The 16,105-nt window shown below is 39.2% G+C and carries 14 protein-coding genes; 3 read left to right on the top strand and 11 right to left on the bottom strand.

The window, feature by feature from the left end; genetic code table 11:
- Positions 1–8: 8 nt before the first annotated feature.
- From LC455_RS07105 to LC455_RS07085, 5 genes are all read right to left on the bottom strand, one after another.
- A complete protein-coding gene (locus tag LC455_RS07105) occupies positions 9–965 on the bottom strand; it encodes an ABC transporter permease (RefSeq protein ID WP_223589380.1) in 957 nt (318 codons plus the stop codon).
- 239 nt (positions 966–1,204) lie between these two features.
- Positions 1,205–2,179, bottom strand: coding sequence for a LacI family DNA-binding transcriptional regulator (locus LC455_RS07100; protein ID WP_317851421.1), 975 nt, complete (start codon positions 2,177–2,179; stop codon positions 1,205–1,207).
- A gap of 284 nt (positions 2,180–2,463) precedes the next feature.
- The gene (locus tag LC455_RS07095) at positions 2,464–3,156 is read right to left on the bottom strand and encodes a hypothetical protein (protein WP_223589377.1); all 693 of its coding nucleotides are present in this window, start codon (positions 3,154–3,156) and stop codon (positions 2,464–2,466) included.
- Between the two features lie 106 nt (positions 3,157–3,262).
- Complete coding sequence (locus tag LC455_RS07090; protein ID WP_223589376.1) at positions 3,263–4,843, bottom strand: response regulator transcription factor; 1,581 nt, start codon at positions 4,841–4,843, stop codon at positions 3,263–3,265.
- Positions 4,840–6,660, bottom strand: a complete 1,821-nt coding sequence (locus LC455_RS07085) for a sensor histidine kinase (protein ID WP_223589374.1) — start codon at positions 6,658–6,660, stop codon at positions 4,840–4,842. The genes LC455_RS07090 and LC455_RS07085 overlap by 4 nt, the downstream gene beginning before the upstream one ends.
- 204 nt (positions 6,661–6,864) lie before the next feature.
- On the opposite strand from LC455_RS07085, the gene LC455_RS07080 reads away from it, so the two are divergent.
- From LC455_RS07080 to LC455_RS07070, 3 genes are all read left to right on the top strand, one after another.
- Entirely contained in the window at positions 6,865–7,833 is a 969-nt protein-coding gene (locus LC455_RS07080) for a carbohydrate ABC transporter permease (RefSeq protein WP_223589373.1), read from the top strand.
- On the top strand, positions 7,833–8,660 hold the full coding sequence (locus LC455_RS07075; RefSeq protein WP_223589372.1) for a carbohydrate ABC transporter permease: 828 nt from the start codon (positions 7,833–7,835) through the stop codon (positions 8,658–8,660). The genes LC455_RS07080 and LC455_RS07075 overlap by 1 nt, the downstream gene beginning before the upstream one ends.
- A gap of 132 nt (positions 8,661–8,792) precedes the next feature.
- Positions 8,793–10,091, top strand: a complete 1,299-nt coding sequence (locus tag LC455_RS07070) for an ABC transporter substrate-binding protein (RefSeq protein WP_223589370.1) — start codon at positions 8,793–8,795, stop codon at positions 10,089–10,091.
- 43 nt (positions 10,092–10,134) lie between these two features.
- On the opposite strand, the gene LC455_RS07065 is transcribed toward LC455_RS07070, so the two are convergent.
- The 6 genes from LC455_RS07065 to LC455_RS07040 form a co-directional block, all read right to left on the bottom strand.
- On the bottom strand, positions 10,135–11,520 hold the full coding sequence (locus LC455_RS07065) for a sigma-54 interaction domain-containing protein (RefSeq protein WP_223589369.1): 1,386 nt from the start codon (positions 11,518–11,520) through the stop codon (positions 10,135–10,137).
- A 97-nt stretch (positions 11,521–11,617) separates the two neighbouring features.
- Positions 11,618–12,403: a 3-hydroxybutyrate dehydrogenase gene (locus LC455_RS07060; RefSeq protein WP_223589367.1), complete on the bottom strand. Its 786-nt coding sequence runs from the start codon at positions 12,401–12,403 to the stop codon at positions 11,618–11,620.
- Between the two features lie 18 nt (positions 12,404–12,421).
- Positions 12,422–13,075, bottom strand: coding sequence for a 3-oxoacid CoA-transferase subunit B (locus LC455_RS07055; RefSeq protein ID WP_223589366.1), 654 nt, complete (start codon positions 13,073–13,075; stop codon positions 12,422–12,424).
- Positions 13,076–13,090: 15 nt separating this feature from the next.
- Positions 13,091–13,792: a CoA transferase subunit A gene (locus LC455_RS07050; RefSeq protein WP_223589365.1), complete on the bottom strand. Its 702-nt coding sequence runs from the start codon at positions 13,790–13,792 to the stop codon at positions 13,091–13,093.
- Between the two features lie 68 nt (positions 13,793–13,860).
- Positions 13,861–15,297 (bottom strand): GntP family permease, encoded by a 1,437-nt coding sequence (locus LC455_RS07045; protein WP_223589363.1) that lies wholly within the window; start codon positions 15,295–15,297, stop codon positions 13,861–13,863.
- Between the two features lie 388 nt (positions 15,298–15,685).
- Positions 15,686–16,087, bottom strand: a complete 402-nt coding sequence (locus LC455_RS07040; RefSeq protein WP_440446382.1) for a globin domain-containing protein — start codon at positions 16,085–16,087, stop codon at positions 15,686–15,688.
- Positions 16,088–16,105 lie beyond the last annotated feature (18 nt).

The raw sequence follows: 16,105 nt of genomic DNA, 5'->3' as shown, positions 1-16,105 counted from the left end.
CCTCCCAGTTACCATAATCCAGTACCGGATAATTTTTTCGCGAACTTATTGACTGCCACTAATAAAATTAAATTAATCACTGAATTGAACAAACCTACTGCAGCAGCAAAACTATATTGCGCCTGCTGCAACCCCAGCTTATAAACATAGGTTGGGATAATCTCAGCAGCCGGCTGGTTCATTGGTGTTTGCAGCAGGTAAGCTTTCTCAAAACCAATGTTCATAATGTTACCAACCGATAAAATTAACAAGATAACAGCTGTTGGCATAATCGCCGGTATATCAACATGTAAAATCCGCTGCCATTTATTTGCTCCATCCATTACGGCAGCTTCATGCAGCTCAGGGCTGACACCTGCAAGTGCGGCCAAATAAATAATCGCAGCCCAGCCCGTTTCTTGCCATACGCTTGAAGCGATATATAATGGTTTAAACCAGTCTGGTTTTGCCATAAACGAAATCGGATCGCCGCCAAATAGCAGAATTAAGTTATTGATAAGCCCATTGTTTGAGAAGAACACATAAATCATCCCGGCTAGGACAACCACTGAAATAAAATGCGGAGCATAAACTACTGTTTGAACAAAACGTTTGTATTTTTCACTTCTAATTTGGTTTAACATGAGTGCCAGAAAAATCGGAAGCGGAAAACCAACGATTAATTGAATAACGCTAAGACCAAGTGTGTTTTTAATAAGAGTCCAAAATTGATAGGATTCGAAAAACCGCTCAAAATGTTTAAATCCGACCCACGGACTTCCCATAATCCCTTTTGTGGCCACAAAATCTTTAAAAGCAATTAATACGCCATACATCGGGACATAATGAAATACAATAAAATAAATTAACGCGGGTAAAAGAAATAAGTAGAGCTGATAATTACTCAAGATTTTTTTTAGCCTTGGTCCTTTTTTCACTTGGATAGATGAATCAAATACCGGACTTGCCTTCCTTGCCACTTCCATATCTTTGCCTCGCTTTCAGATTAAGTTATATTATTGAAACGTTTCCATTTCAAGCTAAAAAAATTTATTTTGCCAAGTAGTTTTTTCTAGATAGCGGATTTGGCATAATCAATTGTTGTTATTGAAACGTTTCCATTTGAACTTAAAAAATGGGACTTAACTGAGTCATTTCTCACAATCTTACATCACGGAGATTCAAAAAAACGTTTCCAATGATGACCTAAAAAAATTTGACCCTGCTAAGTCGTTTCCCCTTCTCTGTACATGACAGGCAGTCTGTAAATCTGTTGCTCCAGTGGTTCACCTTCAATTTTTTTTAAGAGAAGTTGAACAGACATTCTTGCCATTTCCTCGACAGGCTGCCGTATCGTTGATAGAATCGGATGAAACAGCTTATTATCCTGAATTCCATCATAACCAATTACTTTTACATCCTCTGGAACCCGCAATCCATATTGCTTAGCGCGATCAATATATTTGGCGGCAAGCAGATCGGTATTGGCGAATATCCCGTCCACATCCTGATGTTCTTTTAATTCGAAGAAGTTTTCGAAGTATTTTTCTTCATTAAAAAGGTTATCAATCTCCTCATAAATCACATATTTGATTCCTATAGTCTCTGCTTCATCAATAAACCCTTTTCTTCGAAGTTCAACCTCACTATAAGCATCACTATAGGTTGCAAGATAGGCTGCTTTTTTAGTCCCTGCTTTCACAAGCTCTTGTAATGCAATGCGTCCTCCAGTGTAGTTATCCGAGGTGACGCATGTGATTTTTTTGCCAAAATGGCGGTCAATGCTAATAATCGGAATATCCGTGCTCACACTGTCTTCGATGTCATTGTAAGTAATCCCAATAATGCCTGCTACTTTATTCTGATTCAGCATATCTAAATAATAAAGCTCTTTGTCAGGTCTTCCCCCACTATTGCAAAGCATCAATTTATACCCTTCCCGATCGAGCTCATCTTCGATATAATAGGCAAGCTCCGAGAAAAATGGATGCCATACACTTGGTAGCAATAGCGCAACCATTGTTGATTTTTGCATTTTGAAGTTTCTTGCCACTTCATTTGGCACATAATTTAATTGCTTGATTGCTGCATTTACTTTCTCCCGAGTTTCGGGCTTTACAGTTGGATGATTGTTAATGACCCGTGAAACAGTGCCAACCCCCACTCCTGCCAATTCTGCAACGTCTTTTATGCTTGGCACTACCACTACCTCCAGTAATAAAGCGATTTCATCTACATTTTGGAAACGTTTCAATGTTTCCGTACACCTATAATAGCACCCTCTTGGAAACGTTTCAACGTTTTTTTATAGAAAAAATGTAATAATTTTTTAAATTATTTTTCGTTCATTCTTGTCTTTTTTCATAAAAAATTTTCAGGAAGACAGCGCGCTTCTTTCTATCAATATATCCTTCTGACTCAAACTTACCGTTTTGGTTAATAAACAACCCACTCGTTTCTCATGAACAAGAGGTTTTTTATACTTTAATGGTGGATATTCTTTGCTATTTTATTATGTGTGACCTCAATTTTCCCTGGCAGGACAAAAAGATACTCAATTAAGCTTTCTAATAAATCCATTAGTAGCGAGGTCGTTTCATAATCCATATCCCTTTCTAATTCAAGCATCTGATGTAACGAGCCTTCAGCCGCCAATAAATGGCTGAGTGATTGAATAGGCTTTGCTAAGTTTACATGGTTAGGCAGGACCTCAAGCTGTTGGGACAAAGGCTGGCCTTTACTTTTTTCACCGAGAAAATGTTTAAGAATACTTTCAATCACTCTCTTTGACATAACTGCAGTGGCCGAATTTTCCCTGGATTGATGGACATTTAAAGCTGAACGGTAGGCTCTGATAAGATCCATTGGTATATTAGGCAGATTTTCTATTTGATTAATGGGATGTCTTGATGCTTGGATGTCATAAATATATGTATCGGCATGTTCGCCTTGTTCAGCCTGGCTTTCCCTAGTCATAATGATGAATACGGCAGATTGTTTACATTGCGGACAACTGCACTCCGTAACTATGCCGTTTTTACTGCTTTGGTAGTTTGCATTCAGCAAAAATTCTGTTGTTTTCCGGCATTCTGGGCACTCACATTGAATACTTTTTGGTATCTTTAAATTTCCATATTTAATATAAGAATTGATGAAACCTGGATTTATTTTCCTCATTAAGTTATTGCCCCCTCTATTCCGTTTAAAAGCAATACCCTATTTTTCCCCTTTTTAAGAAAAAGTAACAATAAAAAAGAGCAACAGCCTAAAATCCAGACTCTGCTCAAGTGAAACTTTCCCGATATTCATTTGGTGTAACACCCTCAACCTTTTTGAACACCTTGCGAAAATATTTGTCATCCTGATAGCCAATCATACCCGCAATTTCGTAAATTTTCAGCTGGCGATTTTTCAATAACGCTTTTGCTCTTTCCATCCGAATTCTTACAATATAATCGGAAATATTAACATTAAATTCCTGTTTGAATTTCCTTGAGATATATTCTCGGCTTATATAAAAATGGTCGGAAATCTCTTGGAGCTTCACGTCCTGGTCGAAATTGGCCTGCAAATATTTCTCGATATCATAAATAATGTTACTATTTTTCTGCTGCGTACTCCTCTTCACCTTTTTCAAAAAGTTGGAAATCTCTCGCTTTTTTCGTTGTTTGTACTCTTCCAACTGAAAAGCACCGTGTTCGTCAAAAAATGAACCGACGCGTTTCTCAATATTTTCAGATGCTTTAAATAAAAGGTTATATGTCTTAAACCATTTTCGGCTAATGACTAAATATTCATTTTCAAACTGCAGTAACTGGCTTAACGATAAATATCCGTTCTCTGTATAATCGCTTTCTATTTGCCTAATGACTTCATGAAATGCCTCGATTTCACCAGCTTGTACAGCAAGGTCGACACTAGAAGAATAAGCCATTAGATTACGGAGAGCATCGATTTGCAAGACATCCTCGCGGTAAACCCGTTTTTCGTTTCTCTCTAAAATATTGCTATTTAATAAAACCTGCTTCGCATGTTGATAGGAATCAAGCATTTTAGTGCTTTTTTGAACAGGCTTTCCAATCGCGATTGGGCAAGAGACGTTTAGGGCATTTCTGAGCGAATGATATATTTGGGCTAGAAGTTCGTCGATATACTGAAATTTTTTCCAAAAGATAATGACAATTTCGCCCTTATTAGATAAATAACGGAACCCGATTCCACAATCATTTTCCAGCAAAATTTCATTAATCACATTCAGAATCGTAAAATAGGTTAAATCTCTGTCCCCCTGAAATGTCTCGATTGTTTTTCCATTAATTTTAACAAGAGCAACTAAATAATTTTGCGAAAGATGAAATCCAAATTCTTGATAATCATCTTCTTTCATATTGTCGCCATTCAAAAACTGAGTCAGCTTACGATCCCGATAAACGGGCTTCATTTGATTGATTAATTGAGAGCTGCTCTCTTTTTTCTTTCGATCTGCTTCTTCCTTCTTCCATTCCATTACAGCCTTCTCCAGAGTCTGATTTAGGATTTCTGGATCAATTGGCTTTAATAGATAGTCAACACTGCCGAAATGAAGAGCTTTTCGCATATAGTGGTAGTCATCGTATCCAGTAACAACGATTGTTTTGCTGTTTGGCTGATTATCTTTAATCCATTCCAAGAGCTGGGTACCGTCCATTTTCGGCATTTTCATATCGGAAAAAATAATCTCCGGCTTAATCTTCTTGATGAGCTGTATCGCTTCTTCTCCATTCCCCGCCTCAAAAGTTTCCTTAATGCCATTCTTCTCCCATTCTCCCAGCAGCTTAATTCCATCCCGGACATGTTTTTCATCATCGACGATTAAAACCTTCATGACTGATCCACCTCATTTGGTATTTCATTTGGAATCTTTATAGTAACGGTAAAACCGCCTTCATTTCCGCTTTTTACAGTCATAGTTGCTTGATTACTATAATAAATCTGCAAGCGATCATAAATATTTTTCAAGCCAATCGATTCTCTATTTTTCTCTTCCTTTGAAACTCCTTGGAACAATTCCTCATAAATATTTTGTAACTGCTCTTCCGATACTCCGATTCCATTATCTTTTACACTAATGCAAACCAGATCGTCTTTCTGAAGGAAGACCTCGATAAAAATGATGGCTTTCTCCACCTGTTGATCAAAACCATGTTTAAAACAGTTTTCCACAATGGGCTGCAAGATCATTTTTGGAACACGTATTTCTTCTACTTCCTTTTGGATATTCAAGGAAAACTCCAGTTGCTCCTCAAAGCGTTGTTTTTGCAACAATAGATAGGAATTCACATGCTTTATTTCGGAAGACAGCGGCACAATATCCTCCTTCATATTCATACTGTACCTCATGATAGTGGACAATGAAGTCAGCAGGGAATACACCGGTACTGCTTTCAATTTTAGTGCTAACGTGCCAATAGACTGAAACGCATTATACAAAAAATGCGGATTGATTTGTGATTGAAGGACTCTTAGCTGGGAGGATTTATTTTCAATTTCCAATTTATATTCCCGTTCGATCAATTCATTGATTTTGGAAATCATTAATTTGAAGTGCCTGCCAAGCATCCCAATTTCATCGTTTCCAAGTGATTCAAAGTCAGCCTCAAATTCACCGTTCTCTACTTTTTTCATATTGGCAATTAAAACTTTAATCGGAGCCGTAAGCCTAAAGGAAATGAATAATGTAGCCATTAAAACAATAAAAAGCGTGATAAAAGCAATCAAAATATTAGTAAGTGCCGTTTGTCTGGCACTTTGATAAAGTACATCATAAGGAATTCGTTTAACGATATACCAATTCTTAAAGGAGTTAGAGAAATTCTCATAAACGATTACCCCGGAGAATTGTTTATCCTTCCATTCAAGACTTTTACCCGTCTTGGGTTTCTTTTTCACTTGCTGAAACCACTTTTCTTTATTTTCCTTTCCAATTTCAGCTTTATTTGAGGAGTAAATAATCACTCCATTTTCATTCATGATATAAAGGTCTTCTATACCTTCCGTATATAATCTGCCGGCAATATCACCAATTTTTGAAAGGTTAATATCAATCGACAAAAAGCCTAAAAACTTGTCCGATGGGACATCCCGGATGATGTTATGAAAGCTTAATACATCCACTTTTTGGGAATTAGGAATAACGGATATATTGTTATAACTATAAATTTCATGCGGCGGCTCAATAACCGAAAAACTGCCCGACCGATTTAACCGGGCATAATAAGGATGAGAAAAGATCTGTTCGTAAGTACCCCGGCCGCTTATTGTAGAGTGATAGTTCGTATAAGAATCTTTTTCCTTATCAATATAAAGATGCATTTGTTCAATTTCAGGCCTTGAATTAAATAAATACGCTAAAGCTCTGCGTACTTCTTCCTGATTATAGGTTAAGTTTCGTGAGATCCCATCTCTCATTACATTCATAAAAGGAGTGTAGCGATAAAGAACTGTTGACATTTGCGCCACATCTTCTAAATATGTAGATAGTTCTTGCTCTCCTTTTACAATAAGGTCATGATTAGTGGAAACAAAACGTTCATTGAGTGCTTTCGTTGTTTGATTGTATGTAAAGGCATTTGCGATTCCGAATGGGAGAATAATGACAGCCATTAAAGTGACAATAAGTTTTTTACGGATACTCCATTGCATTTTCTATTCCCCCTACCGCGGATCGCTTCATTAAGACTCCAGTGAAAATATTTGCTCTCATTTTAGCATACTTCTATTTAATCTTTTATAGTGGAATTTTCATCTTATTTTTTGAGTGTTCAATATTTTCCACCCTAATGGTCAATGTAAGCCGTTTCATAATTTTATGGAATCTCTAAAATGAAGTTATAGGAGGTGCAGTCAGTGAATAACGAAAGTAAGTTAGAAAACGTTAAGGGCTCAGCCTTTAAAAGTCAGGCAAACACGAAAGTTTCGGAATCAGTTTCATTAAGAAATAAGAAAAAGCTTAAGGATGCAGGGTTATATGCATTATTTGTTGGACCAGCCTTTTTAGCTTTTGCCATTATTGTCTTAATCCCTTTCTTCACAGGTATTTATTATGCCTTTACTGACTGGAATGGGATTACAGGAGATATAAAATGGGTTGGATTAGATAATTTTAAATACTTATTTACAGAGGACAAACAATTCCAACAATCCTTCCTGCTGACCACCAAATATACAGTTGTGGCGATTATTTTAACGAATATTATTGGATTTGGGTTAGCACTTCTAGTCACTCAAGTGTTAAAAACGAGAAACATCTTGCGAACCGTTTTCTTTATGCCAAATATGGTTGGCGGTCTTTTACTTGGATTCATTTGGCAATTTATTTTTGTAAAAGGGTTTGCTTCTCTCGGACAGTTGACGGGGATTCCTTTTTTCGAGTTAGCATGGTTAGGGGATGCTAATACGGCATTTTGGGGAATTGTTATCGTTAGTGTGTGGCAGGGTGCGGGTTATATCATGATTATCTATATAGCTGCCTTGCAAAACGTTCCCCAGGAATTAATCGAAGCGGCGAAAATTGACGGAGCAAATAGATGGCAGATTCTACGCCATATCACAATGCCGCTTGTAGCACCAGCGGTTACGATCTGTTTATTTTTAACCACTGCTTCATCGTTTAAGATTTTTGACGCGAACCTTTCCTTAACTAACGGCGGTCCGTTCAAATCAACCGAAATGTTAGCATTAAACATTTATACAGAGGCCTTCGTCAATAACCGCTATGGAATTGGGGAAGCAAAAGCATTAATTTTCTTCATCGTTGTTGCAGCGATTACGATCCTTCAAGTAACCATTTCGAAAAAGAGGGAGGTTGAATCATAATGGGAAACAAGTATACAGGAAAGACGTTTATCGGCGAAATTTTCGCCATCTTGCTTGGCCTTGTCTTCTTAATTCCATTCTATTATTTGATTTCAAACTCCTTAAAACCGTTTGCGGAGATTTTAAGTAATACATCGGCTTTACCTAAAGTGTTCATGTTCGATAACTATGTGAATGCCTTTGAAAAATTGGACTATCTAAGGGTATTTACAAACTCTTTATTTATTACGGTTGTAAGTAATGTCGTTCTAGTAGTCTTTTGTTCGATGGCAGCCTATATGCTGGTGCGGACAAAAAAGAAAATAAGCAATGTGATTTTCATGACCTTTGTTGCAGCGATGATCATTCCGTTTCAATCGATTATGATTCCGCTCATCAAAACAGCTGGTAACCTTGGCATGCTGAATACCATCTGGGGACTTGTTATCATGTACTTAGGTTTTGGCTCTGGGATGACAATCTTCTTATACCACGGATTTATTAAAGGAATTCCAGTTGAACTTGAAGAAGCAGCGATTATCGACGGCTGTTCTAGGTTTGGCGTGTTCTGGAGAATTGTTTTCCCATTATTGAAACCGATTACGGTAACGATTATCATCCTAAACAGCCTATGGATATGGAATGACTATCTATTACCATCCCTGGTTCTTCAGGATCCTGGTTTAAGAACGATTCCATTAGCAACCTTCTTCTTCTTCGGCCAGTACACAAAGCAATGGGATTTAGCGCTGGCAGCACTAGTTCTTGGTATCATACCTTTGTTAATTTTCTTCTTTTCAATGCAAAAACACATTATCAAGGGCATTACTAGCGGTTCTATCAAATAATTGGAAAAGCTTCAGCGCCTTGACCAGGCGCTGAAGCTAGACAATATTTTCAGATGGGAACAACCTCTGCTGTCTGAATCTCAGACAGTAGAGATTTATAAAAATAAAATTTATTTTTCGGAGGGAAACCAAATGGCTTTCAAAAAATATTCAATTGCAGCGGGAATTTTATCAGCATCACTTCTTTTAGGGGCATGCGGCAACTCTGACAGTGCATCCGGAACGAAAAAAGACAGCGGCAGCAAGGATGGAAAAGTCGTTGTTGATATCTTTAACGGTAAGGTTGAAATCGCCGATCAATTGAAAGCGTTAACAGATAAGTATACAAAAGAGCATCCAAATGTAACGTTTAATATTGAATCAGTAGGAGGCGGCGCTGATGGTGCGGCAGCTCTAAAAGCAAAGTTCGCCTCTAACAAAGCACCCGATATTTTCGGAAACGGCGGTTATCAAGAAGCACAGACATGGAAAGATAAATTCGAAGATTTATCTGATCAGCCATGGGTGAAAGATGCCTATCCAGATGCATTAAAACCAATGACGATCGACGGAAAAATTTACGGCCAGCCTGTTAACATGGAAGGTTATGGATTTGCCTATAACAAAAAGCTATTTGAAAAGGCAGGAATTACAGAACTTCCAAAAACTTATTCAGAACTGGAAGCTGCTTCTAAGAAGCTTAAAGCTGCAGGCATCACTCCTTTCTCTGTCGGCTATGCAGAGTGGTGGGTTTTAGCGAACCATGGACTGAACGTTCCTTTTGCTTACGAGCAAGCTGATAATGAAAACTTCATTCCTGGGTTAAACGAAGGTAAATCTAAAATTGAAGGCAACAAATACTTTGAAGACTACTTCAAGCTTATTGACTTAACAGTGAAATACGGTAACAAGAATCCATTAACAACAGACTACAATACAGAAGTTACCCAATTTGCTAACGGCGAAACAGCCATGATCCAACAAGGTAACTGGATTCAGCCAATGCTTGATAAATTAAACCCTGGCATGGAAGTTGGTTTCATTCCTCTTGCTCTTACAGATGATGCTGCTCAAGCAGATAAGCTAATGGCTGACGTGCCAACTAACTGGGTTGTTTATAACAAAGCACCTAATGCTGACAAGAAAGCAGCAAAAGATTTCTTAAATTGGATGGTTTCTTCTGAAGAAGGTAAATCGGCATTAGTTAAAGAATTCAAATATATCCCTGCCTTTAAAACAATTGAAGCAAAAGCAGAAGATATTGGGCCTCTAGGCGCAGATATTCAGAAATATTCTAAAGACGGCAAGACTTACTCTTGGCAATTCATGAAATATCCTGATGGTGCAGGACAAGAATTCGGTGCAACCCTTCAAGCATATGTGGGCGGCCAAAAGTCTAAAGAAGAAGCTATGAAAGCTTTAGATGCAACATGGGCTAAATTGAAAAAATAATTATAAAGAAAAAAGGCTCTTCACTTCGAGTGAGGAGCCTTTTCTAAATTCCGTACAATTTGCATTTTTCATAAAAGCTTGTTTTGCCTATTTCTAAAAGCTTTGCTGCCTCTAGCTTATTACCGTCTGTAACTGCTAGGGCATGGAGAATCGCTTGTTTTTCAACTAACGCCAATGTTTCCTTCAATGGCTTTACCGAAATATCGGACTTTTGTTGTGGCTGGATATAGTGATCCACTTCAAGGTCGCGGAGATAAAGCGGCAGATGGTGTATCTCAATGGTTTCTCCATCCAAAACATTGATGGCCCGCTCCAAGACATTCTCCAACTCACGGATATTACCAGGCCACTTATGCTTTTGCAATCTATCGATTACATCTGAAGACAGCACTGTGCTTTGCCGGTGGAATCTCTTTCCAAGCTTTGTTAACAAGCTTTTAGAAATGAATGGGATATCTTCTGTTCGCTTTTTCAGCGGTGGAATTTCGATTTTTATTACATTTAAACGATAATATAAATCCTGCCGAAATGTTCCTTCTTGTACCATTTTGTCTAAATCTCTATGGGTAGCGGCAATCACCCGGACATCAACCGGAATGGATTTTTGTCCGCCTATTCGCTGGACTTCTTTTTCTTGTAATACGCGAAGGAGCTTACTTTGCATCGAAAGAGGCATATCACCGATTTCATCAAGAAAAATCGTCCCATGGTGGGCTGCTTGAAATTGTCCCTTTTTGCCTCCTTTTTTGGCCCCAGTAAATGCCCCTTCTTCATATCCGAATAATTCAGATTCTAAAAGGTGCTCTGGAATCGAAGCACAATTTATTGGAACAAATGGAAAGGCAGAGCGGTTGCTGCCATTATGTATGGCATGCGCAAACAATTCCTTGCCTGTACCTGATTCTCCCAGTAATAAAACGGATGAATGACTACTGGATATTCTTTCAGCTAGTTTTTTTGAAGCTAAAAATGCTGGACTGTTTCCTATTAAATCTGCAAAGTTATATTTACTTTCTTTTTCGAATCGATTTTTATAATATTTCAGTTCTTCAACAAGTGATTGGATTTTCGATTGATATTGCCGCCATTCTTCGGGGTTGCGAAACATCACCGTTCCAAGCGCCCCGACTAATTCCCCTTCGACGACAAGCGGGAAACGGTTCGCAATCATTTCACTTCCATTAATCCGCTGTACAGCCGCCAATTCAGCCTGTCCTGTTTTCGCGACGATATGCATACGGGTATTTTCAATTACTTCATTAACATGCTTTCCAATCGCATTTTCTACGGTAGTTCCAATAAATTCACAATAGGCGGCATTTATATATTTGATAATCCCCTGACTATCCACAATAACAATTCGTTCTGCTGCAAGATTAATAACTTCCTCAAGCCAGTTATGGGGAATTTGCTCAATTCCTACCTTCATTCACATTCTCACCTTTTTGATAGTGTTAATTCTATTATAGCAAAAGGACTTGCCAGAAACTTTCAAAAAATAAGAAAAGAACCCGGTATAGGTTCTTCTATTGAACAGTATATCCTCCATCAAGTACCACGGCTTGACCGGTAACTCCCCTTGCTTTTTCACTTGCTAAAAAGACAGCATAGTCGGCAATTTCCGAAACGGATAATAGCCTTTTTTGCGGGACCAACGGGTAAATGACTTCTTCTATGACTCTCTCAAATGGGACATTTCTTGTTTTCGCCAGGTCTTGCAGCTGGTTTTGAACAAGCGGTGTATCGACATAGCCAGGACAAAGGGCATTGACGGTTATCCCATGCTCAGCGCCTTCTAATGCTGCCACTTTTGTTAAGCCGATCACTCCGTGTTTCGCACTGTTATAGGCTGCCTTACCAGCAAAACCAATCAGACCGTTTATGGACGCCATATTGATGATTCTTCCATATCCCTGTTTCTTCATGAGCGGTAAAACATTCTTGATGCCGATAAACGGTGCTGTCAGCATTACATCCACCAACAGCTTAAACTTTTCTGTCGGGAATTCTTCAATAGGTGAAACGTATTGAAGCCCCGCATTATTGATTAAAATATCGATACTTCCAAAAGATTGATAGGCTTTATCGATACTATTTTTATAGGCCTCTTCATCCGTTACATCACAGGGTGCAGATAGGGCATTATATCCTTGATTGTTCAACTCATCTGCTACTTTATGACATAATTCCTTATTCAAATCTGAAATTACCACTCTTGCTCCTTCTTCTGCAAAAGCATTTGCAATTTCTAGCCCAATGCCGCTTGCAGAACCGGTTATAAAGGCGGTTTTTCCTTCTAATAGCTTCCCCATTTCGTGCACTCTCCCTGTTTATTGTTGGTTTGACATAAGCTGCGGGCTTACACTAAAACCGGCTTCCGTTTTTTCCTGCACTTCTTTTATGGTGGTTCCTTCCTGCAATTCCGTTAACACCATTCCGTCTTCATTGAAATCAAATATGGCTAAATCGGTAATAAGGCGATGGACAACCTTTTGACCAGTCAAAGGAAGTGTACATTCCTTCTTTATTTTTGATTCACCATATTTATTTACATGTTCCATAATCACAACTACCCGCTTCGCTCCATTGACAAGATCCATGGCTCCGCCCATGCCTTTTATCATTTTCCCTGGTATCATCCAGTTGGCGAGATCCCCTTTTTCTGATACCTCCATGCCGCCAAGAATGGCTAAATCAATATGGCCGCCGCGGATCATCGCAAAGGATTCAGCACTATCAAAGTAAGAAGCACCCTGTACAGCAGTTACTGTTTCTTTTCCTGCGTTGATTAAATCTGGATCGACATGTTCTTCGTCCGGATAAGGACCTATACCTAATAAGCCATTTTCTGATTGCAGTAAAACACTGTATTCCGGAGGGATTTCATTGGCCAGCAGTGTCGGCATCCCAATCCCTAAATTAACATTCATGCCATCCTCAATTTCCTGCACTGCCCGTTTAATAATTTTATGGCGAACGTCCATTAAAGATTCTCCTCTCTATGCTTGAATAACCGTCCTTCTTTCAATTCTCTTTTCGTATAATTCCCCTGCCAGTACACGTTGGACATAAATGCTCGGTGTATGAATATGGTCTGGATTGAGTTCACCAGCGCCGACGATTTCTTCTACCTCTGCAATGGTCACCTTTCCAGCCATTGCAGCGAGCGGGTTAAAATTTCTTGCCGTTTTGTCGTACACTAAATTCCCTAACCGATCCCCTTTCCAAGCCTTCACTAGTGCAAAGTCACCAACAATCGCTTTTTCAAGAAGATAGGTTTTGCCGTCAAAGTCTTTAAGTTCCTTTCCATCAGCAATAGGTGTTCCGACTCCTGTAGCCGTATAAAACCCAGGGATGCCGGCACCGCCTGCACGGATACGTTCAGCGAGTGTACCTTGGGGCACAAGCTCCACCTCTAATTCCCCACTTAAAAATTGACGTTCGAAAATCTTGTTTTCCCCTACATAGGAAGAAATCATTTTTTTAATTTGCTTATTGGCAAGTAATAGGCCGAGGCCCCAATCATCGACACCACAGTTATTGCTCACTATGGTCAGGTCCTTAACACCTTTATCTCTTAAAGCTAAAATTGCCTTTTCCGGTATCCCGCAAAGACCGAACCCGCCTACAATGATGGTGGCTCCGTCATGAATATCATCGATAGCTTTTTCAAATGAATTAATTACTTTTCCCTTACTCATTCCGTTATCCCCCTTTTATAGATTTAAACTTACGAAACAAGCGGCTGCTTATTTCGAAAGCTTTTTGATTAGACAATACCTGTTAATGAATAGACGGCAATGATAAAGAATACTGCCAGTGTTTTGATAATCGTAACAGCAAAGATATCACGATAGGATTGACGATGGGTAAGTCCCGTTACAGCAAGTAATGTAATAACCGCCCCGTTATGCGGAAGGGTATCCATACCGCCTGATGCCATCGAAATAACCCGGTGCATAACCTCAGGTGGAATGTTAGCAGCTGCGATTGCTTGATTATATTTTTCAGCCATCGCACTTAAGGCGATTCCCATTCCTCCTGAAGCAGATCCGGTAATCCCAGCTAGTGTGGAGGTAGTGACAGCACCATTTACGAGCGGGTTTGTAAAGGTATTCGAAATCCCGTCACTAATGGCTGTAAACCCTGGCAATGCCGCAATGACGCCGCCGAAGCCATATTCAGCACCCGTATTCATCGTAGCAAGCAAGGAACCGCCGATACTTGTGTTCAGTCCCTCTTTAAAGTTTTGCGTGACTCGCTTCCAGTCAAATAGAATAGTAGAAATAATTCCAACCACTAATGCCATTTCAACGGCCCAAATCGCTGCTACCGCCCCGACATCTACAACACCAAAAGCTTTTAAACCAATCTGGGAAAAATCAAATCCGTTTGGATACCATTTCGGTATATTTGTTACAAAAACTTTGTTCATAACTCCTACAAGAATAAGCGGAACAAACGCTAAAATTTGTCTTGCTGTTGACTGTTCCGTTGAGAAGTTGGCTGCAGGTTCTTCCTTTTTAGCGAGGTTTTCAGCAGCGGATGCCGTTTCAGTACCAAATCCGAAATAGCCCTCTCCAGCTTTTTCGGCCTTTTTCCTTCTGGATTCTAAGTATAATAGTCCAAGTACCAAGACGAATACTCCGCCAATGATCCCTAACAATGGTGCAGCATAAATATCCGTTTTAAAGAAATTAATCGGAATAACGTTTTGAATTTGCGGCGTACCCGGCAAGGCATCCATCGTAAAGGTAAAGGCACCTAATGCAATTGTTCCTGGGATTAACCTTTTTGGAATATTCGCTTTCCTAAAAAGATGGGCAGCAAACGGGAAAACAGCAAAGACGACAACGAACAAACTTACACCGCTATAGGTTAAAATTGCTCCTAATAACACAATCGTTAAGATGGCTCGTTTCGCACCTAGCAGCTTCACGATTGTTTTGGCGATGGACTCTGCCAGTCCTGACATTTCAACTACCTTTCCAAAAATAGCCCCTAATAAAAAGACAGGAAAATAGTTTTTAATAAAGCCGACCATCTTTTCCATGAAAACACTTGAAAAGAAAGGCAATACATAGCTTGGCTCGGTTAACAAAACCGCAAAAAGTGCGCAGATAGGTGCAAATAAGATTACAGAAAAACCTCTGTAGGCAACAAACATTAATAGGCCTAAGGCTAAGAGTATTACGATTAAATCCATGAAAATCCCCCTTGTTCAATTTTTTCACAGAAAGCGGTTACAAAAAATTTCAATCCTCCTTAACGAAAATTCCCCTTGCACTAGTATTTAATTGCAAGTTCTGTGCCATTTTTATAATAATTTGAAAATTAAGCTTTTTGGTAATATCGTGGATGGCGGATTTCCGTTTTTTCGGAAAAAAGTTAGGTTGCGGATTCCGGAAATCGGGAAAATTCCGTTTTTGCGGAATATCGAGAGGGCGGATTCTACAAATATAATGGGGTTTTCTACAAATTGATGGTGTATTCTACAAATTTCAAAGAACACTCTACAAAGTCCAACCTACATTCTACAATTTCTATTCACTCCCCTTCCATAAAAAAACATGCCCAGTTAATCTGAACATGTTTCATTTATCCGGACTATTCACCATAATTCCGGCTACTTGTGTTAAGCGGTCATAAAATGCTAATCCTGCTGGGTTTTGATCAAGACCAATTTCCTCAAAGGCTTCCCTCATACAGCGGAGCCAGCATTGTGCCCTTCTAGGTGTCACCTCGAATGGCAAATGCCGTTCTCTCATCGCCGGCGGGCCAAATTCCTGGCTGTAAAGAGCCGGTCCTCCTAAGAATTGCGGCAGGAACATCCGCTGCTTACGCTTGATTTCTTCCATATCCCCTTCAAATAACGGTCTTAATTCCGGATCAGCATACACTCGTGGATAAAATGCATCGACAAGCTTATCGATTGTTTCTTGTCCGCCAATCTCACTATAAAGTGTTTTAAATGCGTATTCCAATTCCTTCACCATCCTCTTTAATGTATTCCT

The sequence above is a fragment of the Neobacillus bataviensis genome (assembly GCF_019969725.1).
This window is presented reverse-complemented; position numbering and strand designations above follow the sequence as displayed.